At 61.7% G+C, this 19876-nt stretch carries 24 protein-coding genes and 1 pseudogene; 8 read left to right on the top strand and 17 right to left on the bottom strand.

Annotated elements, in window-relative coordinates; genetic code table 11:
- Window positions 1–243: 243 nt before the first annotated feature.
- On the top strand, window positions 244–1272 hold the full coding sequence (locus ACZLHH_RS20885; protein ID WP_049462006.1) for an IclR family transcriptional regulator: 1029 nt from the start codon (window positions 244–246) through the stop codon (window positions 1270–1272).
- A gap of 8 nt (window positions 1273–1280) precedes the next feature.
- Here ACZLHH_RS20885 and ACZLHH_RS20890 read toward each other — a convergent pair whose 3' ends face one another.
- A complete protein-coding gene (locus ACZLHH_RS20890; protein ID WP_478478736.1) occupies window positions 1281–2174 on the bottom strand; it encodes a DMT family transporter in 894 nt (297 codons plus the stop codon).
- A 65-nt stretch (window positions 2175–2239) separates the two neighbouring features.
- Between ACZLHH_RS20890 and ACZLHH_RS20895 the strand changes: the two genes are divergently transcribed.
- A complete protein-coding gene (locus ACZLHH_RS20895; RefSeq protein ID WP_180844724.1) occupies window positions 2240–3043 on the top strand; it encodes an AraC family transcriptional regulator in 804 nt (267 codons plus the stop codon).
- A 7-nt stretch (window positions 3044–3050) separates the two neighbouring features.
- Here the strand turns inward: ACZLHH_RS20895 and ACZLHH_RS20900 are convergent, their stop codons facing one another.
- The gene (locus tag ACZLHH_RS20900; protein ID WP_180844714.1) at window positions 3051–3467 is read right to left on the bottom strand and encodes a hypothetical protein; all 417 of its coding nucleotides are present in this window, start codon (window positions 3465–3467) and stop codon (window positions 3051–3053) included.
- A gap of 127 nt (window positions 3468–3594) precedes the next feature.
- Here ACZLHH_RS20900 and ACZLHH_RS20905 point away from each other — a divergent pair, with 127 nt between their 5' ends.
- Window positions 3595–4236 (top strand): glutathione S-transferase family protein, encoded by a 642-nt coding sequence (locus ACZLHH_RS20905; RefSeq protein ID WP_180844715.1) that lies wholly within the window; start codon window positions 3595–3597, stop codon window positions 4234–4236.
- Between the two features lie 21 nt (window positions 4237–4257).
- Here the strand turns inward: ACZLHH_RS20905 and ACZLHH_RS20910 are convergent, their stop codons facing one another.
- Window positions 4258–4665: a hypothetical protein gene (locus tag ACZLHH_RS20910; RefSeq protein ID WP_180844716.1), complete on the bottom strand. Its 408-nt coding sequence runs from the start codon at window positions 4663–4665 to the stop codon at window positions 4258–4260.
- A 49-nt stretch (window positions 4666–4714) separates the two neighbouring features.
- The gene (locus ACZLHH_RS20915) at window positions 4715–5134 is read right to left on the bottom strand and encodes an H-NS histone family protein (RefSeq protein ID WP_049423730.1); all 420 of its coding nucleotides are present in this window, start codon (window positions 5132–5134) and stop codon (window positions 4715–4717) included.
- Between the two features lie 118 nt (window positions 5135–5252).
- On the opposite strand from ACZLHH_RS20915, the gene ACZLHH_RS20920 reads away from it, so the two are divergent.
- Window positions 5253–5645, top strand: a complete 393-nt coding sequence (locus ACZLHH_RS20920) for a DoxX family protein (protein WP_180844717.1) — start codon at window positions 5253–5255, stop codon at window positions 5643–5645.
- A 24-nt stretch (window positions 5646–5669) separates the two neighbouring features.
- Here ACZLHH_RS20920 and ACZLHH_RS20925 read toward each other — a convergent pair whose 3' ends face one another.
- Window positions 5670–6356, bottom strand: a complete 687-nt coding sequence (locus ACZLHH_RS20925; protein ID WP_180844718.1) for a hypothetical protein — start codon at window positions 6354–6356, stop codon at window positions 5670–5672.
- 60 nt (window positions 6357–6416) lie between these two features.
- The gene (locus tag ACZLHH_RS20930; RefSeq protein WP_180844719.1) at window positions 6417–7064 is read right to left on the bottom strand and encodes a hypothetical protein; all 648 of its coding nucleotides are present in this window, start codon (window positions 7062–7064) and stop codon (window positions 6417–6419) included.
- 246 nt (window positions 7065–7310) lie between these two features.
- On the opposite strand from ACZLHH_RS20930, the gene ACZLHH_RS20935 reads away from it, so the two are divergent.
- Both ACZLHH_RS20935 and ACZLHH_RS20940 read left to right on the top strand, forming a co-directional pair.
- Window positions 7311–7883: a hypothetical protein gene (locus tag ACZLHH_RS20935; RefSeq protein ID WP_180844720.1), complete on the top strand. Its 573-nt coding sequence runs from the start codon at window positions 7311–7313 to the stop codon at window positions 7881–7883.
- Window positions 7884–7903: 20 nt separating this feature from the next.
- Entirely contained in the window at window positions 7904–8194 is a 291-nt protein-coding gene (locus tag ACZLHH_RS20940) for an excisionase family DNA-binding protein (protein WP_171956542.1), read from the top strand.
- A gap of 79 nt (window positions 8195–8273) precedes the next feature.
- Here the strand turns inward: ACZLHH_RS20940 and ACZLHH_RS20945 are convergent, their stop codons facing one another.
- The 5 genes from ACZLHH_RS20945 to ACZLHH_RS20965 form a co-directional block, all read right to left on the bottom strand.
- Window positions 8274–8717, bottom strand: coding sequence for a RidA family protein (locus tag ACZLHH_RS20945; protein ID WP_171956541.1), 444 nt, complete (start codon window positions 8715–8717; stop codon window positions 8274–8276).
- 72 nt (window positions 8718–8789) lie between these two features.
- Complete coding sequence (locus ACZLHH_RS20950) at window positions 8790–9353, bottom strand: hypothetical protein (protein WP_478478737.1); 564 nt, start codon at window positions 9351–9353, stop codon at window positions 8790–8792.
- Between the two features lie 808 nt (window positions 9354–10161).
- Window positions 10162–10776: a hypothetical protein gene (locus ACZLHH_RS20955; protein ID WP_197573092.1), complete on the bottom strand. Its 615-nt coding sequence runs from the start codon at window positions 10774–10776 to the stop codon at window positions 10162–10164.
- Window positions 10777–10884: 108 nt separating this feature from the next.
- Window positions 10885–11175: a hypothetical protein gene (locus ACZLHH_RS20960; RefSeq protein ID WP_180845251.1), complete on the bottom strand. Its 291-nt coding sequence runs from the start codon at window positions 11173–11175 to the stop codon at window positions 10885–10887.
- Window positions 11176–11245: 70 nt separating this feature from the next.
- Window positions 11246–11695, bottom strand: a complete 450-nt coding sequence (locus ACZLHH_RS20965) for a BLUF domain-containing protein (RefSeq protein ID WP_180845250.1) — start codon at window positions 11693–11695, stop codon at window positions 11246–11248.
- 445 nt (window positions 11696–12140) lie between these two features.
- Between ACZLHH_RS20965 and ACZLHH_RS20970 the strand changes: the two are divergent.
- A pseudogene (locus tag ACZLHH_RS20970) lies at window positions 12141–12393 on the top strand (SOS response-associated peptidase family protein); the annotation flags it as partial.
- 328 nt (window positions 12394–12721) lie between these two features.
- Complete coding sequence (locus ACZLHH_RS20975) at window positions 12722–12943, top strand: hypothetical protein (RefSeq protein WP_180845249.1); 222 nt, start codon at window positions 12722–12724, stop codon at window positions 12941–12943.
- A 59-nt stretch (window positions 12944–13002) separates the two neighbouring features.
- Here ACZLHH_RS20975 and ACZLHH_RS20980 read toward each other — a convergent pair whose 3' ends face one another.
- The 6 genes from ACZLHH_RS20980 to ACZLHH_RS21005 form a co-directional block, all read right to left on the bottom strand.
- The gene (locus tag ACZLHH_RS20980) at window positions 13003–13272 is read right to left on the bottom strand and encodes a hypothetical protein (protein WP_180845248.1); all 270 of its coding nucleotides are present in this window, start codon (window positions 13270–13272) and stop codon (window positions 13003–13005) included.
- Window positions 13273–13448: 176 nt separating this feature from the next.
- Complete coding sequence (locus ACZLHH_RS20985) at window positions 13449–13976, bottom strand: hypothetical protein (protein ID WP_180845247.1); 528 nt, start codon at window positions 13974–13976, stop codon at window positions 13449–13451.
- Entirely contained in the window at window positions 13969–14511 is a 543-nt protein-coding gene (locus tag ACZLHH_RS20990; RefSeq protein ID WP_197573093.1) for a helix-turn-helix domain-containing protein, read from the bottom strand. The genes ACZLHH_RS20985 and ACZLHH_RS20990 overlap by 8 nt, the downstream gene beginning before the upstream one ends.
- Entirely contained in the window at window positions 14441–14890 is a 450-nt protein-coding gene (locus tag ACZLHH_RS20995) for a hypothetical protein (protein ID WP_180845246.1), read from the bottom strand. The genes ACZLHH_RS20990 and ACZLHH_RS20995 overlap by 71 nt, the downstream gene beginning before the upstream one ends.
- A 1020-nt stretch (window positions 14891–15910) precedes the next feature.
- Window positions 15911–16582 (bottom strand): hypothetical protein, encoded by a 672-nt coding sequence (locus ACZLHH_RS21000; RefSeq protein WP_180845245.1) that lies wholly within the window; start codon window positions 16580–16582, stop codon window positions 15911–15913.
- Window positions 16583–17613: 1031 nt separating this feature from the next.
- Window positions 17614–19875, bottom strand: coding sequence for a hypothetical protein (locus ACZLHH_RS21005; RefSeq protein ID WP_180845244.1), 2262 nt, complete (start codon window positions 19873–19875; stop codon window positions 17614–17616).
- Window position 19876 lies beyond the last annotated feature (1 nt).

Raw genomic sequence — 19876 nt, forward strand, 5'->3', positions numbered from 1 at the left:
TCGTGGCCGGCGGAAGGGGAGTCCGCCGGCCACGATGCACACCGCCTCCACCCAATCTCCATCGTTTTTCGACGGAATCTCCAAGGTTCCCGGCAACACTTGATGTCATGACGGCTAAGGAGCAGGACCGCATGGATCGCCACGCGCCCCGACACTGCACACCCGTCTCCAGGTTCACCACTGAATGTGACGGTGTGGCCGGGTTCCGATCTTCCGGACATGCCGCCGCAAGGGAAGTACGAGATGACGACGGCAGTTCGCACCGGCCTGACCGACCTGGTCGCTGACGCGCAGCGGTACCTGCGCAGGATTCTTCCCGGGCTCGCCTCGGCAGTGCATCCACTTGCTTCATTGCATGCCATTCCCCACGCGATGGCATCGCGCTACCACCTCGCCGGGCTGATGCTGTACGGGGAAACCCCCGCCATGCTCGCCGTGGCCCGCGAGCCGGGCGAGTCCAGCACCCGCGTGATCCAGGATGTGCGCTGCCTGCGCTCTGCAGCGAATGCACTGGTGCTGTACGTCTCGCCCTATCTCACGCCGACCCAGCGCCGCTTCCTGGTCGAGAACCACATCGACTTCGTGGTCCCGCACACCCAGTTGTTCGCGCCGAGCCTGGCCATTGAGTTCCGCGACGACCCCGATCATGAGAAGAAAGCCATCTCGCTGCTGCCTTCGGCGCAGGCCGTACTGATCCACGTGCTGCTGAGCGGCCAGTCGCGCTGGTGGTCGCCGCGCGAGATCAGTGCCGTCGCCGGCTACACCTCGATGACGGCGTCGCGCCTGTCTGCCGAACTGGTCGGTCGCGGCCTGGTTGAACGCTCCACCGGGGGCCGCGAGCGCTTCCTGAAGCTGGCCGGCAACCGCGACGAGGTCTGGGCCAGGGCACAGCCGTTCCTGCGTTCCCCCATCCTGAAGGAAGTGGATGTCTGCTGGGGCCCGACCGCCGAGGCACTCCGCGATGCGGGGCATCCGGCGCCGACGGCCGGCCTCGATGCGCTTGCTGAAACGTCACCGCCCCCGATCGGTGGCACCCGCGCACTGCACATCGATGCGTGGCGGTTGCTGGGCGCACTTCCCATGCCCGGCCCGGACTGCCTTCAGAGCGCACGGCTGCAGATCTGGGCCTATCCGCCGGCATTCACCAGTATTGGCGATGTGGTGGACCCGCTTTCGCTGTATCTCAGCCTGCAGGGCAAACGCGGCCATGATGCAGACGCGCTGCAACAGCGGGTGGAACAGGCGCTGAGCGGAGACACGTATCCCGCATGACCGAAGCCCTATGCGGGCTGCTCGCTCGGCACTGCGGCGGCGCGCCTGGCGCTGTACTCGGCGAACACCACGCCGGACACCGCCAGCAGGCCACCGCCCAGTACCCAGCCACTGAGCGATTCTCCCAGCAGCAGTACAGCCAGCGCGGCGGTCACGATCGGCACCAGGTTGAAGAAGCCAGAGACGCGCGCAGCGCCCAGGCGTGACAGTCCGGTCATCCAGGTCAGCGGCGCCAGGATCGAAGCGCACACGGCGGCGAAGCCGATGCAGCCGACCGCCGTGAGGTTGTTCACCCCGGTGCCGACCAGCAGCTGTACCGGCAACAGGATCAGCGATGCAGCGGTGGCCTGCAGGAACAGCGACTCCAGCACCGACAGCGGAATCTTCCAGCGCTGCATCAGCACGTTGTAGGCGGCGAACGCCAATGCACCGATCAGCATGATCGCGTCGCCGCGGTTCAGGCCCTGCGCTGCCAACCGCGCCAGGTCGCTCTGCGAGACCACCGCCACCACGCCGACGGTGGAGATCACCGCGCCAAGAATGGAAGTGCCTCGCACCGGATGGCCCATGAACACGCGCGACAGCGCTAGCGCGATCAACGGAATCAGCGCCTGGATCACCCCCATGTTGGTGGCCGAGGTGAAGTGCGCCGCATAGTAGGCCAGGCACTGGTACATCACCCCACCCAGGCAGCCCAGCACCAGGAAGCGCCCGAGATTGGCGCGCACGGTCGGCAGGTTTTCGCGCAGACGTGGCAGCGCCAACGGCAGCAGGACCAGCGCCGCGACCAGCCAGCGGAAGAAGCCGATGTCGATGGGACCGACCGAGCCCGAAGCAAGCTTGGTAACGATGGTGTTCGCGCCCCACAGCAGGCAGGCGAGGATCGGGAAAAGATAGTTCACGGAACGCGGGTGTACGTAGGGGAATGGCCAGCGTACGCTTGGCGCATATCGAGGACATCCCGAAAATGCGCCACACCGACCCCGGCTTGCAGCAACCGATGGAGCCAATCCCCACCTTCCGCCAGCTGCCCGGTCCGATCTACTTCCGGCAGGGTGCGATGGAGCCCACGGACTGGGGCACGCACAGCCATCCGTGGGGCCAGTTCAACTTCGTCGCGCAGGGTGTGATGGAGATGAAGATCGACGGCGAATGGATGGTGTCCCCGCCGCACTACGCGATCTGGATTCCACCGGGAATGGCCCACTACTCGCGCAACCGCTCGCAGCTGGCCTACCGCTCGGCCTATCTGTCGCCGGCCTTGTCACGCCGCTTGCCTGATCGCTGCCGTGCACTGGAAGTCAGCCCGCTGCTGCGCGAGCTGCTGCACGAACTGGCACGGCAGGGCGTGACCGATCCGCAGACCCCGGCCCAGCGGCGTATGGCCGCCGTGGTCATCGACCAGATCGTCAATGCGGCCGTACTGCCCAGCTTCCTGCCGATCGCCAGCAGCGATGCACTGAAGCAGGTGATGGCGTACATGGAGAAACACCTGTCGGTGGCCGAATCGGTTGCCGAAATCGCGCAGCGGCACCATATGAGCGTGCGCAAGCTGGAGCGCATGGCACGCAGCGAGCTGGGCATGTCGCTCGGCGACTGGCGTGGACGGGTGAAGTTCGTGCGCGCCACCGAGGCGCTGTGCACCCGCCGGCCGATCAGCCGGATCGCCGAGGAGCTTGGCTATTCCGGCGTCAGCGCCTTCGCCGAGATGTTCAAGCGGCACGCGCAGTGCACGCCGGATCAGTACCGGAAGCTGCATCGGGCGGGGTGAGGGCGGCCTAGAGAGCGATCAGCAGGTCCACAAGCAGCCTCGGCAGGAACAAGGCGGCCAGAACGCAGGCGAACAGGATGAGAATGACCTTTGCCGTCAATGGGCGACGGCGGGGATTGCTGAAATAGAGGTGCAGATCGCGCAGTTCATCTTCCAGCCCCCTCCGCACGCCTGCGTTCTGTGCACCGGGTTCGAGCAGCTGTCGCTCAAGCGCCTTCAGGCGCTTCATCAGCTCACGCGGCGGTGTAGCCCGCAGGATCAGCTGATTGAGCTCCTGAAGCCGGCGCGCCTGCGGCATCAGCGCTGCCACGAGATCATCCGGCGGAAGCTGTGAGACCCATCGCTGGGCGTCCGCATCCATCTCAGCCTGCAGCACATCGCGTTGCTGCTGCAGTTCGGCCAGGGAAGTGCGGCGCTGCCACATGAGGAGGCACAGGTGTGGTGGGTGGCGGGCAGTGTATCGCCCGCCGCCCCGGGAAGGGTGTCGATTTCCCGCCCCGTGGTTCGTCGGAACAGGAAAGGCAGGCCCTTCGACCTGCAGGAGTGCCACGATGTGCCCGATCCTCACCGCCTTCGCCACTTCACCGGACCGCGGCCAGGGCCTGGCCCGTGACATGCGCGTGCGCTGGGCGCTGGAGGAGCTGGGCGTGCCCTACAACGTGCAGCTGCTCGGCTTTGCCGAGCTGAAGCAGCCCGCGCACCTGGCCCGCAACCCCTTCGGGCAGATCCCCACCTGGCAGGACGGCGGCCAGGTCCTGTTCGAATCCGGCGCGATCGTGCTGCACCTGGCCGAGCAGCATGCCGGCCTGCTTCCTGCTGATCCAGATGCACGCATGCGCGCGATCATGTGGGTGTTCGCTGCATTGAATACGGTGGAGCCGCCCATCGTCGAGCGCTCGATGGTCTGGGTGCTGGAGCACGAGCAGCCCTGGTATGCGCAGCGTCTGCCAATGCTCGATGAGCGCGTGCGTATGCGGCTGTCACAGCTGTCCGCCTGGTTGGGATCGGCGTTGTGGCTGGAGGGCGAGTTCAGCGCCGGCGACCTGATGATGGTTTCGGTGCTGCTGCGCCTGAAGAGCAGCGGCCTCCTCGATGAGTACCCGCAGGTGGTGGCCTATGTGGGCCGTGCAACGCAGCGCCCCGCCTACCAGCGTGCGTTTGCTGCGCAGCTGGCGGTGTTCCAGAACGCCTGACGCTACGCCCGTGGGCAGGCTTCAGTGCAGACTACGCCGACATGCGGCCTGCACCAGCATCAGCTGCGCCACCAGGATCAGCATCGCGCAACCTGACAGCAGCCACGGGTCGATATACCACTGCGCGTTGAAGCTGAAATCTCCGGCGGAAATACGCTTCCAGCCGTTGAAGTGCTGCATCGCCGCGACCACGAATGCGAAGCCGCCCGCGGTATACGACAACCAGGGCACGATGAGGCCGCCCGGTCGTGCAAACAGCATCAGCACGCCCAAGACGCCGATGACCGTGCGCTGCACGCGGCAGTACGGGCAGACATAGGCCATCCCACTCCATTCCACCGCCCAGGCCAGCAGGCTGACCAGCACCGCCGCGCCTGCCGCGATGTAGAGGGCTCTGGATGAGATCGTCATGCTGCCATCGTGCGCCATCCCGTGTTCCTTCGTTCAAAGACCCCGGCAGGGTAGCAGCGCGGCAGGTTCAATCCTTCTTGAAAACCGTGCGCTTGCCGATCGGGCTGCTCTTGCGCGCCGTCGGCCGGGCCAGGCCGGGAATCAGGAAGTCGGTCACCTTGTGGCCCTTCTGCACCTTGGACGCCAGCCAGCGCGGCATGCGCCCGCGGCCGGACCAGGTCAGGCGCTTGTACTCCGGGTCACGGTACTTGGCAGCCACTTTCCCGGTTCTGCGCCGTGCCGGTTTCCGGCGGGGAGCGGCCTCTTCGTTCACCTCTCCGCCGAACAGCTCTTCGAGGGTATACCCCGCTTCTGCTGCTGCGGCCTTCAACATCCGCCGTACCGCACTGGCCGGACGGCGGCTGGATATCAGCTGTTTCCGCTGTTCAGCGGCAACCACCAAGGCGCCCAGCTCCCGAAGGCTGAGCGATTCAATATCAATCGTCATGGGAGAAAGGTCTCCTGCGGACGGCCAGCTGTCAAGGCGCCTTGCCCTTGGCGTAGACACGGGCTTCACTGCCGGTGGGCTCCGATCGCCTTCGCCGGCCATCTCCGAGGACACCGACGTGAGCCACTCATCCCATTCGCTCGCTTACCTGCTTGCACGCATCCTGCTGATGGCGCTGTTCCTCATCTCCGGCCTGGGCAAGCTCGGTGATCTCAGCGGCACCCAGGGCTACATGGAAGCGATGGGCGTGCCCGGCATCCTGCTCTGGCCCACCATCGCCTTCGAGATCGGCAGCGGACTGTGCATCCTGTTCGGCTTCCAGACCCGGCTGGTGTCGATCGTGCTGGTGGGTTTCAGCCTGGTCACCGCTTTCATCTTCCATCACAACTTCGCCAACCAGACCCAACAGATCATGTTCCTGAAGAACCTGGGGCTGGCCGGTGGCTTCCTGCTGCTGGCCTGCACCGGGGCCGGGCGGTACAGCATTGATGGCAGGGGGCGGCGCGGGTAAGCGCCGATCGGCGACCCGCACGTGCTAGCGCCGAAGTTCAGCCTCCGGCGCCAATGTGTGGATCACATTGCCCTGCGCATCGAGGAACTCGATCGCGCCGTAGCCTTCCGCAGTGACAGTCAGCCGCAGTCGCGTGCGGTCTGCCTTGTCGTTCAAGGCAATGGCCGGCGTGCCGTCAGGCCCGACCACCAGACCGATGCGGGTCGGTGCTTGCACCCCAGGAATCAGCTTGTTGCCCAATGCAGGCTCACGGATCAGTTTCGGCGCCTGGTTGATCGAAAAACTCACCGCACCATCGGGTGATACCCGCCAGCCGATCGCATCCATCGCCGGATGGTCCAGCGCAAGCACCGCCATGCCGCCGTCGACATCGGCGGTGCCGAAGCCACCGCGTTCGCTGCCCTTGTCGTCGTACAGCACCATGCCGGCCACGTTGAAGGCGCGCTTGTACTGCAGGCCATCGATGATCGGTGCCGGTGTCTTGCCGGACAGCGTCATGCGGATCACCCCCGTGTCATCGACGATATCGATGCGCCGTGCGGTGATGCGCTCGTGGTCCGGTGTTGCTACGCGCGTCTGCGGTGCCTTGTCGACGATCAGGCGTTGCAGGGTGTCAACCGACGGGCGCTTGGGTGAGTCGGATGGCTCGGCAGCGGCAGGCAGTGCCGCAAGGGCAGTCAGGGCGACGAACATACGGGCACTGCGCATCATGCGGGCTCCTTGTCGTACGGATCGGCGGAAGCCGCATCATGCCACCCTTGCAGCGCCCTCTCATGAGGGAGGCGGAGTTTCCGGAAGCTGGAGCCCCTGCGCCAGGGCGAATGCACGTGACGCGCGCCAGTACGCCTCAGGCGGCCTCTGCATTTCGGGCCGGCTCCAGTAGTCATTGATGTGCAGCACGCTCATCACGTCGACCCATGCAGCGCGCGCATCGTGAACGCACATGCGCCAGCGATGATGCGGCGGAAAGTACGCGTAGTACTCAAGCGCCTGCCGCTGTGCCTGCTCTTCGTCAATCCCTGCCTGATGGATCAACGTCCACGCATGCATATGGCGCGCGTGCGAAAGCGCACCGAGATACTCATCCTCATCCAGCAAGGGAATCGGCTCGCCACGCGCCAGGCACAGCGCGTCCGATTCGGTGTCGTACTCCAGCGACGGCTGCACCAGTTCCGGGTTCTGGTGCCAGTACCCTTCGCCCAGCACGTGCAGCATCGCCCAATGCCAGGGCTCGTCGTGGAAGAGCAGTTCGTGCTCGTATTCGTGGCCGGCGGTCTGGTCCGGATAGCGTTCGCGTGCCTGTTCGATTGCCAGCGCTTCGGGAATCTGGCCGTAGCGCACCAGGCACCAGGCGAACAGATGCCGGCTGTCTTCGATTTCAGTGGTGAAGTCTTCCACCGGGGCGCGGGTGTCGGGCATGTTCGATCCTTGCGTGTGGATCAGATGTTGCCTTGAAGGCAGACCAGCAGCCGTTCATGCATGCTGGGTTGGTGGCCCACCAGCAACCACATCGAATCCTCAAGTGATTGAATTTATTGCGGTCACGAGTAATCACTCACTGCGTTGACTCGCATTCGGACTCACTTTCGTGGGGGATGCCGTGGGCGGTGATAGCCACTTGGGGCCAATGGGATCAAACTGAATGGGTTATCAAAGGAGTGAGCCATGAACACTGAAGACAAGGAAGACGACTTCTACGAGCTCTTCGAGTTGGTGCCGCCGACCTTTAGCGAGGCGTGTGGCCAAGTAGAGTCGAGTTTCGGACTGGAGGGCGACCCGATGACCGAGAAGATGTGCACCATCCCGTTGACCGCCAGACAGGTGCGATACGTTAACGAGACTCTGGACCACGCCCGGCAACTTCATCGGAGCGGCGATGTCGAGGCGGCTTGGTATCACTACGGATGCGCCAAAGCCGCCGTTGCAGAACGGAACGGCTTCATGGAGGGCAGATACCAGTCGTCCGACGCCGCTGGTGCCACTCGAGTGGCCGCCCACTACTGCGGCGTGTCAGTTAGCCAGTTCAATGCCCGCGCCCACGAATACGATCTTGATCCGCGCAAGTTCATGGGGAAGAAGCTCTATGCCAAGGCGGCTCTCTACCGGGCGATCTACGGCGCGAAGGCTTGGTCGCGTCCATCGGTAACTTCCGCACCAACCCTAGCTGCAACCTCCCCTGAGATGAAGGAAGCTCTTGCCCGGCTACAGCGCTATGACGAGCGCAAGGGGAAACGCTAGTGCAACATCCCGGCAAGTTAATGACCGTTGCAGAAGCGGCTGAGCAGAGCGCGTGCTCTGCCAAGACGATACGCAGAGCCATTGATGGCGGGCAACTCACCGCTGTGAGACTTGGACAAAGCGCCAAGTCGGATCGCATCCATAGAGAAGACTTAGAGACTTGGTGGAACCAATGCCGCCTGCGACCTGTAGCAGCTCCCAGAATATCTGTGCGTGACATTCCCCCGCCACCGCTCGATACGGCGGAGGCGAGACTCGAGAAGAGGCTGGGAATCAGTGCCAAGGGCAAGACGGTTCCCCGCCGACGCTAAGCAATGAGGATCTGCAACGCCAGCGAGGTCCGGCCAGCGAGGTCCGGCAATGCGGAGAAGGCTCCGCCCGCACTACGCCCTAATCTTGGACCTCGGCCCGGAAGGCGATCTCAATCAACTGCTCTGGGAATGCAAGCGCCGAGACACCAATGAGGTTACTGGCGACCTGCGGCATGGGCTGACCATAGACGGCCGGCCGAACCTTGCCACTGGCCGCGAACGCGGCCGGAACGTCGATGACGAACAGCGTTTCCTCGACCACATCCGCGAGCGACCCGCCCAGCTCCGCTAGCAGCACCTGGGCATTCTCGTAGGTGCGCCTCATCTGGGCTTCCATGGTGTCGAAATTGGCGGGCTTGCCGTCCGCCCCCAGCTCCGCCGGCGCTACCAACTGCCCCTCCGCCGTATGCGACAGCTGACCGGACACGAAGATCGTGTTGTTGACGCGGACGGCCTGCACGTACCCGTAGGCCGACTCCCACGGCACTCCGAAGCTAGCGGTCTTGCGAATGGCGGCGCTCATCGTTGCTCTCTCTCTAGGGAAAGGGCAAGTGTGGCAAGCAATCAGCGGCGACTGCCTCCCCTGAACGGGGGATCAGATTCGAGCGCGGGACAGCTGATCTCTACCTGCTCTGACCCAGGCCTTCATAGGATCCCTCGCCCTGGGCTTGATCTCCTTCGGCGGTCGGCGTGGTTCCAGCGCTTCCTTGATTCGCGCCAGTTCCACCGCCCCAGCCTCGGCCAGACGCCGTGCCTGTTGCTGCTGCTCTCGGGTAGGCGGCAGGCCAGGCAGCGGGGACTCCGGCTGGATCGGGGTGCTGTCGGTGAGCCTGGCAACTCCCTGGCGCAAGGGCAGATCGGGATAGAGCCTAGCCGCACACCAGCGCTCGGCGTACCGCTTCGCCTGCCGGACGTTGGCCGCGCGCACTTCCTTCACTTGCCACATCTTCTGGCCTTCCATCCATAGCCGGACCCCGGGACCGCCGTCGGGCGTGACGCTGGCCGTCTCGCGGCCGTTGTACCAAAGCGCCCAGCGCTCACCTGTCTGGACCCAGCCAGACGGGATCGGCGCGGTGCGGAAGCCTTGGTAGGTGGCGGAGATCATGGCCGGAAGGATACGACCGGCCGTCTCAACCACTGCGATCCAACCAATTGCCATTCTTAACCGCTCAGACTCCCCTACGGGCTGCCTCTTGCACTTCGGCGTAGGGCTTCACCTACAGCCGTGTTGGCGGTTTTCCGATTGTATCCCCGTCTTACTGTTGCGACCTTGCGCGAGCAGTGCAGCACTACCCTACTCATGGAGAGATGGAAGTGAACTCAGTGCAAAATGATTGCAGGACTGGCCGCTCGACCCCGCGCCGCCTGATGTTGGGCATGTCACTTGCCTTGCTGTCAGTCGGCTTCGCCCAAAGCGCGTTCGCTGGTCAGTGGGTGCCAACGGGCCGCCTGCTATGGGTGGATTCGGAAACTATCCAGCCTTATCCAGTGGCGTATACCAACTTTTGCCAGGGCGGCGTGGATGGGCCGAGCGGAGTTTATTTGTACGGCGACTGGGGTTCGGAAGGGCTTGGCTCGTGCCCGACAGACGCATACACCGGTTTTGACAACATGAAGTACGGTGGCGGCACCTGTAGGCCAGATCCTCAGGGCGTTGGAGGCGGCTATTCCTGCCAGGAGTATCACCACGTTTTCGCAGGTCAGAAGTACCAGGGTCCGATACCCGCGACCTGTAGTACACCGGGACTTTACGGGGTCACCAACTACTACCGTGCAGAGCTTGTGTACTTCGGCTCTGGCGATAATCCCAACGACTACTACGACAGGTTCTTCGAAAGCTCTACGGAGTACGTTTGCCAGTAGTCGGCATCCAAACATCAAGCTCTCAGGCGACGTGCCTTAAGAGCTATTGATCCCCATCTGACTACTACGAGCAGGATCGTCCCCACGCGAGCGGGGACACTACTTCATATCGCCCCAAGGTCCTTCACGACGGCCTGTCCCCGTTGAAGGAATCCGATCAGCAGACGCCCTCCGGCGACTTGCCGGCCCATCTGCTCATTGAGGTAGCCCGCCTGTAGCCGTCCGGCAGCCATCAGGTCGGCCTGCAGCATGCTCGGCGCCACGCCCTTGAGAGGATCACCGGGTGACGCGAACTGGCCACCGATCGGCTGCACTGCCGTAGCCTGCCGGCTGTCGCTCTTGGCATAAACCGTGGCCATCATCCTGCCGCTTCTGGGCGACCAGCCTCCCAGGACAATCTCGGTCCCCAACTGTTCGATAGGCAGGTCAGCCTCTGCGGCCGCCCTCTCATAGTTCAACCACAGTTGGTCCATTACAGGCCCCATCTCGGCCGAAAGCTGCTCAATGGAGAAGTCGGCCCGAAAGCTCGCCTGCAGAGCCAGCTCGTAGATCTTCAGGAAGAACTGGGCTCCACCTCTGGTGGCCAGCAGCACGTTGTGCTGCGGTATCAGGAGTACCTTGGCACCGGCAGAGTGGGCGCCAGTCAGCGCATCCTCCGCAAGCGTATCCACTGCAACGACAAGCTGGTCACGGCTGATCAGCACGTTGAGGATGCTCATGGGACACGTCCATTGGCCAGCCATGACTATGGCCGGAGCCCTACCCTCTGTCCACTGCACTTGCGCCGGTGCGGCGCTGATCAGGTGCTTGACCTACGCACCGACGCTTCACTTCGCTTTGGTGGAGGGGTCTGTTCCGGCCTGCTGATCGTTCTGATCTGCATCGCTGGCCGGGATCGTGTCCGCAGCCGGATGGCCGACGATCTCTTCCTGCTGAAGCACAGCGTGCATGGCTTCAAGGGCCTGCCGGTTGGCTTGCGCGCGGTACGCCCGTTCGACTCGTCCCATTTCAAATACGGCAAGAACAATACCGAGGATAACCACGACGGCAATGGTGCTCTTCCAAGGGAAGCCGTCTTTGCGGCTGGGCTTCTTATTTCGCTTTGGCAATTCTTCCATGATCCAGTCCGGCCATTTCAGTCAAGAGCTCCATGACCATGCTAGCGCCATGGAGCCCACTTGGCACCGACTACGCGGCAATAGCGTACGGTTCGACCAACGCGGCCAAGAGGTCCATGGCCGTAGCGTTGGCATCGTCGGCATCGCCGCGCTGATTGAATCGGGTCCAATCGGCGTGGGCCAAGCGCTTCAGTTCCACTGGCTCTACCGGAAGCCACTTCATCGGCCAGAACGGCAGGCGTCGTTGCCCCACCCTGCCCCTTTGCAGCTCGACAACGCCGTTGTGGCTGGTGGCACCCAGAACCCTGGAGTAGGCCACTGCCAATCCGTCCTCTGGCCCCTCCATGTATTGGAGGAAGCGTTCGCCATCGAAGAGGAGCACCCCCGTAACCCCAGCATTACGGTTGAACCGGGCCGCGTCATCCACGATCTGATCCAGCTTTCCGTTGGATAGGCCCAGCTTGTCGCCGGCGATTCCCTCTCCGGCACCGCTCACATATACAACTGCCCTGATGGGCATTGCGCACCTCCTTGATGAAGGACCACCGTAGCACCAGCGGGCTCATGTGAGCGTGAGGTCGTTGGAACGTTCTGAACGCGTCAGGTTTGGGTGTTGCTGAATTCGGACCTTCGTCACAAGATGCAGGCACCACAAAGCGCAGCATGCGCAAAATTTCCCGGTAGTTAGCAATGCCAGATACAGGCCTTTTTCACGTTATCGACCTCGACGCGGACCGCGACGAGCTGGGCAAGTTGAAGCACGTAAGTGCCATTACTGTCCGCTGCAACCAGTGCAGACATGTCACCCATTCAAGCGCTCCGGACCTGCAGACAATGCCGGGAGGAACCCTGCTCGCTTGCGCTGGATGCGGCGAGCGTCAGGCAGTCAGCAACGCCCGCTTGGTCGAATGCGACCAAGTGTTGGGGCCTACGATGCCCCTAGCGATACCGGCCTGAATCGCGCCATGTGCGGCCGATTCGTCCAGCTCCCCGTTGTCGACTTCTGCCAGCCCGGGCTGGCAGACCTTGCCCCCGGCTTGGCAGAGATCCAGCCCAGCTACAACCTGGCGCCGACACAACGCGCCTCGGTGATTCTGGATCGCGGCGAAGGCCCGGCTGTCGTGAGGCCTGCTGCCGTTCTGGGCCAAGGCCAAGGGCCTGCAGGGCTCGACCATCAACGCCCGGATCAAGACGGTGGCCACGAAACCGACTCGGCGTCGGCCATCGACCCAAGTGGGGCGTCAGGATTGTCCTGACTGGCGGCTATAAGCTGCGTCTGAGACGGTACGGCTACAACCAGACAAGCCTGCGCGGAGCCATGCTGGACATCCTAGACATCGAATTGCCCAAGTGGCTGCCCATTTCCCTATCCATACTCCTGTCCCTGTGGGTAGGCGGCATGTATCTCAATTTCCACCTTGAGCTGCACGACCGGCGCGCTTGCACAGGACTGGAGGCGCTTCAAAACGACTCTTTCGCGTTTGAGAAGAGACTGTCCCAATGCCTGAAGGAAGGGCGCACGTTCCCCGCCAGATGAGCTATCCCGTTGAACAAGTCGATCCTTCAGTTCCGCGACCTGCAGGAACTCTGCCAGCCAGGCAAGAGGCCTAGGCTTGCCACTGTGATCCGATGGGCCAACGAATGCGGGATCCGCTTCCTGTATGACGGAAACGGCGGGATCTGGACGACTATGGACGCGCTCAATGAAGCGCTTGGCCTAGCCGGAGCAACGCCACATCTCGAACCTTACGATCCTGATGACTTCTGACGACGCCACTTCGCCTATCGGCCACTAGATCGACTTGTTCCAAGCACGTCAGACCGTGCTCAGTACTTGAGGCGGAATACGACTCGGTTGCGAAACAGGCGCTCGAGTCCAGCAGAGCCGAGGCCGAACAATACCAAGCCACCGACCAGGCCGATCCACCATGCAAGGACGCTGCCCGACCAGATCCCGAAGGAAATAGAACAGATCAAGACGAACAGAGAAGCCCAGCCGGGGCTGCCGTACTCAATCCTAGCCTTGCACCCCCGACACACGACGGCACCGCGTGGCACGTATCCCATGCACATCGGGCAGATCATCTGATCGTCCATGTTCTCCGCTCCTTTGTTTAGACATCTGGAGCGATATCGGCCTACAGGACGGGAACTTGTGTCGCCGATCACAGCTACCTGTTGCTGGCCTTGGCTAGTGAAGGCGTCCAAGGCTAATGGAGGTGCAGATGCATCGTGCCGAGCCGTTTTCGTACCTACTCGCAGCCATGAACTAATCAGCTGCGCGGCTTTCGGCGAACTCGTTTCGACTTCGATTTCGATTGAACAACGGCCGACTGCTGGATCTCACTGACAGCGTCAGCATCTTGGATAAAGACCACGCCATGCTCGGACAGCACCTGCTCTCCCTTCATCGCACGGACTTGAATGGAGCAACCGTCATGAACCGGAAAATTCTGCAGCTCAACCAACCCTGCATAGTAGGCCTTCACTGGAAAAGTTAGACCCAAATCTTCAGCAGCCGAAGTCAAGCGCGAATCAGCTTCGGCTTGATTTGGCAGCGCTGGGTAGCTTTCTTCATGCTCCAGTTGTCCGCTGCGGTAGACACTGACTCTGAGGTCAATTTCACTCAGATCAACTCCAGGAGTAGCCGAAACTAGCGCCAAAATTGTTGTCTTGGGCAGGGTGTCGACGCTTGAAGGGAGGATGCGTAGTCCCTCAAACACCCCCATGATGGAGACGCGGCCATCAGCTTCACGACGAACGTCATCACAAAAGACTACATTGACATCCAAATCAGGCATTGCCAGATCCCTCAGCCTTGCAGGAACGGCACCAGACTTCAGCGACTAATCCCACACTCACCCCAAGAACGTCAGCAATCTTGCTCATGGTCGACCGACGAGGATCGATCAAGCCGCGCTCCCACTTTGAGACTGTAGCCTGACTGGTCTTCATCTTCTCCGCGAACTGCTCTTGCGAGAGTCCACTCTTTAAGCGCAATGCCTTCAAGGAAGGAAGATCATCCCCATACAGCATTGCACCCACGCGCTGAAGAACACGCGGCAAACGCCCAGCGGCAGTCGCTCGTGCCGAGGCCGCCTCTGCCTTAGCATCGATATCGACGAAGTCGGCTTCCGGCGAAGGCTCTACGGCAGGGAATCTGTGTATACGAACGCCTGGTGCGGCTACGGTGCCAGCCAAACTCTTCCACGCACCCACTAGCGTATGCGGCGCTTCCGCCTCAGCAGAGAAATTCTTCAGAACTCTAGCCGTAATTACGTTTAAATCGGTCGTAGTCCGCTCGAATCCGATCGGAGAGAGGGTGAGAAGATTCATAGTTCCATTCCCTTTTTGCCACAGCTAACACGATGAACCAGCGTTGCCTTGGCAGATACATGTACACGAAGCGAAGTGCGACGCCCTTGTTCTCGATATCCCAGAACTTCCATGCCCAGGTATCCCTAGCTGGCCTGTCGCGAAAAAACTCACCGATCTGCTGAACTCCGATCCGGTGAGTGAAACGGTCTTCGTGCCTCAGTTTTCCATAACGATCTTCCAGAAGCTTTTCCAGCAGTTCCTGATCATTTTTTAGCTCTCTCACATACAGCCACACAGCATCGAAGAGTTCATCGTCCTCCCCGCAGACATCGTCTATGTCACTCTCCGCCGCCTTTGTCACCTTCAGGGTGTAGGCGGCTCCGCCTCTGACTACCATGTCTTATAAGATATATTCCGTTAGATCGGCGTCAAGCGCAACCGCGCCCCATTCATCTTCGGGGATCCATGTCTCAGATCCACATCCCCGCAAGGTAGCTGAATGGAAAGACAACTTCCAGTACTGGCTCAGACCACCTAGCCAGCTACGCAATGATGCGTCTGTTCTGATGAACCAGCGATTGCAACGGCGATCTATTGAGAATTGCCCCTACTCGCGTAACGCCGTCTGTCCGCTGATCGCCCGCTTGCGCAAGCGGCCATTAGGGCCTCATGGTGGATGCTGCTGGGCCCTGCTCTCCAGGCAAAGTTCGACGACGCCTTGGTTTCGGCTGATCGCCCTAGCCGCCCCTAGCAAGGCTAGGGCCTTGCACCCACAGCCAAGAACTCTAGTCCTTTAGGCCTGACAAAACTCAGTTGATGGGGTCAGTTCGGTAGGCATAGTGACTGTCCACCATGACCAACGCCGCTGGGCCCACAAAGACGACCACCAAGCCGCAGGAGCAAGCCTCACCGCCCTCCCCGGGGCACCCGTCCTCATGCAGGAGGTAGTGCCGATCAATCCTACGGATGAGGTCCTTCGCCAGCCCAGCGCGCGTAATCAGGTCCACATAGTCCAGCTCTCCCTCTGCCGGAGGGACTTGGGGAACATCGCAAAGCAACATACAACCGCTCCTTTTAGGGGCTCCAGATACTGGGGCTAAGGCCCAGCTCGGACGTGCCGCCCTCAGCGCTCGCCCGCGTAAAGGTGTCACTAAATTCCGAAGACCCGGCCGGCCTCGCGCGCGTGCGCGTACTTGTCGCGAAACTCCGGGTTGGCGGTCGCCGGACTCGCGCGCGTAGAGGCGTCCATTAATTCCGGCGCCCTCGCGCATGGAACGATCCGAGCCCGATAACTCATTGATTTACAAGCACTCCACAAAACTGTGCCGTGCGCGTCTTGCCACCTTAGCCCCAGGATTCCCGAAGGACACCGGCCAGTTGCCGAAGCGACACGCGCTCCCCACCCTTCCAGGCATTCCTAGCCGCCTTGGCCTTTCCTTCGACGCTTCGCGGGCCGGTCGCCCGCTCCCACGGTCGCCAGTTCTGGATTGCCTGCGCCTGCCGCTGGCGCCGCTCTGGGGTCCAGCCATTGCGCATCTGAGATCTCCTCCAATAGTTCGTTCGGCCGACTTTTTGTTCCCGCGCGCCCGGCCTCTTCCGGGACCGGCCCGGAACTTTCCGGGGCAAGGTTGTTCACCTGCTGGTGGCCACCGGCAATGTTGGCCTGCTTCACGAACGCCACGGCTCTGGGGTTCTTGATCTCGGCTAAGGTCTCCAGAGTCGTCCGGCACTGGGACTGTGCCTTCAGGGCCAGCCGCATGTATGTCTCGGTCGCCCTCAGGTGGCTACCCATGTTGAGAGCCGCTCGCCGACTCATCTCCAGAAACACCGCGTTGAGAGCTATGGCCTGACTGGTGAGAAGGGAGTCGGCCTGCTCAGTTCCTCCCCGCTTAGCTCGCTCCACTGCCTGCTGAGTAGCCCCTACAAGCTCGCCAATCTCCGAACCCTTGGCAAAGCCAGAATGCTGAGCAAAAAGAAGCGCCAGGAACGCGTTGCTGTTAACCCCATCTGCCAGTTGCTCGGCATGGAGCTCCTCGTCCGATTGGCCTGGGCGGCGTGTGATCTTCAGCTCGGCGATGCTTGGGTCCATCTGGCACTTCCCCTCAGTTGTCTCGTTCAGACTGCTGGATCTATGTGGACGCCGCTGGACGGCCCAACGCGCGCGTACTGGTCTCAAAATCGGTGGTAGTCGACCTACGGCCCGCGCCAGCCCCTGGTGTACGATCCGCCCAAACAGGGGGAGGACTCATGGACAGACTGTTCCCGACCGCGCTCGCCTTTATGGCCCTCTTAACGATGTCCTGTGTCACCTCCGCCCAGACCTATGAGGGAAAGGAGGGAGTCCTGTATGCCTGCGTTCGAGATGGATTACGGACGTACACTGCTACGCCCCTGCCCACTGATAGTGCATGCCGGACCATCAAGTACCGCTGGGTAGACAAGCGCTCTGTACAGCCTGATCCGCCTGGCACCTTTATGGGCTACAAGTGCTCCTCAGACTGCAGCGGGCACAGGGCGGGCTATGCTTGGGCCTCAGAGCAAGGCACATCCTCGGTGCAGAACTGCCGAGGGAGCTCCAAGTCGTTCGTGGAAGGCTGCATGGCGTATGTAGCTTCTAGGACTGGGCAGGGTGGAAGATGAAGCCGCAAGATGCGCGCCTATTTATGGCTTCCCTCCTAGCCGCTGCTTCCTTAGTGGCTCTGCCAGGGTGCCAAACGGACTCCTGTAAGGAATACTCCCGATTTACCTGCAAGCAACTTGAAACGCAGACCTTCAACGTCTACTACTACGAAGTCACGGATACCTCATCTGAGCCGAATGAGATCTTCCTTGGCACAGCCATTGGGCTTCAGCAGTGCGGGACCGTCGCCTGGAATACCGCGCAGGCGAGGGAGAAGGACAGCGCAGACGACTGGTCGTATATCTGCTGCCTTCAGACTGACGAATCGTCATGCGCAGAGAAGCATCGATGAGCCAAAATCACCTACCCAATGGAGTGACCCGATGAGCAGTGACAAGGTAGACCTCTCCAATGTCGGTGGACAGCAGAAGGATTGGATGCAGCGGGAGCATGAGAAGGAAGTCGCATCAAACTCGACTGATGGGTGGAAGGTATTCCTATCAGTTGGAGCGATCATTGCCTTGTTCGTCTTCGCTGCCTGGATGCTGATCTCGGTCATTTTTGGCCCGTTCCACTAGGGCTTTTGCGATCTCTTCCAGTTCTGGATCGTTCGCGGCAGCTGCCTGCTTCTGCAGGAGAATTGCCTGCGGCACTGCCGCCCCCCTCGGCATGTTGGTTTGTGAGGCAAGCCACCTCACGGCGATTGGGCTGGTGAGTGCGCGAGCAGTCGCATTTGCTCCAACTCCACCCGCTGCCACGCCGGCTGCAGTCCTGAAATGGCCACTGCCCAAAGCATTGAGAAGGCCAACCCAGTAAGCGATCGCGGTAACCTTGTCGCCGCTGCCAGATGGGTTCGCATAGACCTTTGCGCCCTCTTTGATGTTGTGCGCAACCCGGGCCACCTGGTTCATCGACTCCCTGAAGTTCTTGCCATAGCGACCGAACAGCACCGCCTTGGCCTCCTCGCTCAGGTCATTCCAGTTGCGCATGAAAGTGGACGAACTGAAAACGTCGCCTTCTACGTTCTGATTCCCCGGCGTGGCTAGCCCCAAGCGCTTGATCACAGCTGCGGACACGGCCTTCTGCTCGTCCTGCGGTAGCGAGTACATCACGGCGCGGAGCGTGGTTGCACCATCCCTGGTGCCCGAAGTAGCTGCCTGGTAGACCTTCTCTGGGCCTCCATGTTTGTTCAGAATGCGCTGAACCAGATCATTCCTTTCAGCGACGTTCCGGGTGTAGTTGTTAGCACGTGCTGCGGCCCGCACTGCTGCCGGTCCACTGTTCTGCGCAGCCGCAAGCATGTCCTCCGACAGGGCCACATAGACCTTCTGGAGTTCCTGCAGATCAGTGCTAGGGTTCAGGGGCGAGGAGCGCCCGATCTGCTCACCGATGTCGGTGCGGATGCGCTTGAGCGCCTCATACGTCAGGTTTCCGCCATTCGCCTGGAGATCCGCTTCGAGGTTGGTTCGAAGCCTAGTCATGCTGGGCTGGATCAAATCCCCGGTTGTTGCCCTTGCACTCGGGTTGGGAGTGGTGAGCCGCTGAAGAACGCGTTGCGTATTGGCCATGGGAGTCGGCGCGGTTCCAGGGATCTGCTGATCGACCGCCCAGTACAACGCGCGTTTCACCGCGTTTGTGTCGCCCTTAAAGGCATTCATGCCTCTCTCAATTGCGAGACCAGCGTTCTCCGAGCCCGGATTTGGCGAAAGGTTGGAAGCCTTTGCTTTAAGCCCTGCGCCGATCCGATCAGCCTGGTCCTCGGCAAATCGGCCGAGTACTCCACCACTCGTAGGACCCTTGGATAGCAGGCCCTCCATCCCCTGAACCCATCCCGGCCCCGCAGCTTGTCCAACGGAAGGCGTCGCACCAAGTGCCTGAAAGTCAGCAAGTGTGTTCTGCATGCCTTGGCCAGAGCGGCCCCGAACCGCACCGCGCAATGTAGCCGCGCCACCAGCCGTCGCAACACCTGGGGCGAGTCCACCCGCAAGCCCGGCAAGGAGCTGATTGCGTTCAGATGCTCCTGATTCGCGCGCTACAGAGGATGCTCCAGATCCGGTAATGGAAGACACAGTCTGCAGACCAGGCTGGGTGGTCAGGAGGTCGGCAAGGCGATTCCTGACGGGAGCCACATAGCCCGGGGTTCGTATTGCAGCGCTCCTTCCAAGATTGGCAAGTGCGTTGATCCCGACGCCAGCACCCATGGTGAGGCTAGTGCCCGCCAGTGCTTCAGCGACATCGCCCAAAACACGATCAGCGCCAGTCTGCGCCTTGGGTAGGCCGAGCCGATCCGCCAGCGCTTCAGCCTCTTCGCGGTAGGGGCGGGCCTCCTGCATCCCCGCAGCGCGCGCCACTGGGTTGGCGACATAGTTGTTGAAGGCGTCGCCGCCAACTGCCCCTAGGAGGCCGCCAGCACTCTGCAACGCCGAGCGAACGCCGAATGCGAAGTCACGCCCCCTGCCCGGCATCCACCCATCGGCTTGGCGACCATCTGCAGTACTGGAAACACTGGAGGTCACATCCGAGAAATCAGCCCGCTCGGGTCTTCCGCCAACGACTTCGAGCTCCATTGGAGCCTGTCCAGGCCAATTCACAGTGCGCGAGGTATCACTGTCGAACGCCTGACGAACCTGAGCATGTTCAGCAGCAGGCACATGTGGAGCAACAACTTCGTTCCAGTATTGATTACGAGCCTCCTCCTGCTGCTCTGGCGCAAGGGCCTGGTAGGCAGGGGAAGCGGCCACGTCAACCCATTTCTTGGCCATT

Source organism: Stenotrophomonas sp. 28608_Sma, from assembly GCF_056486185.1.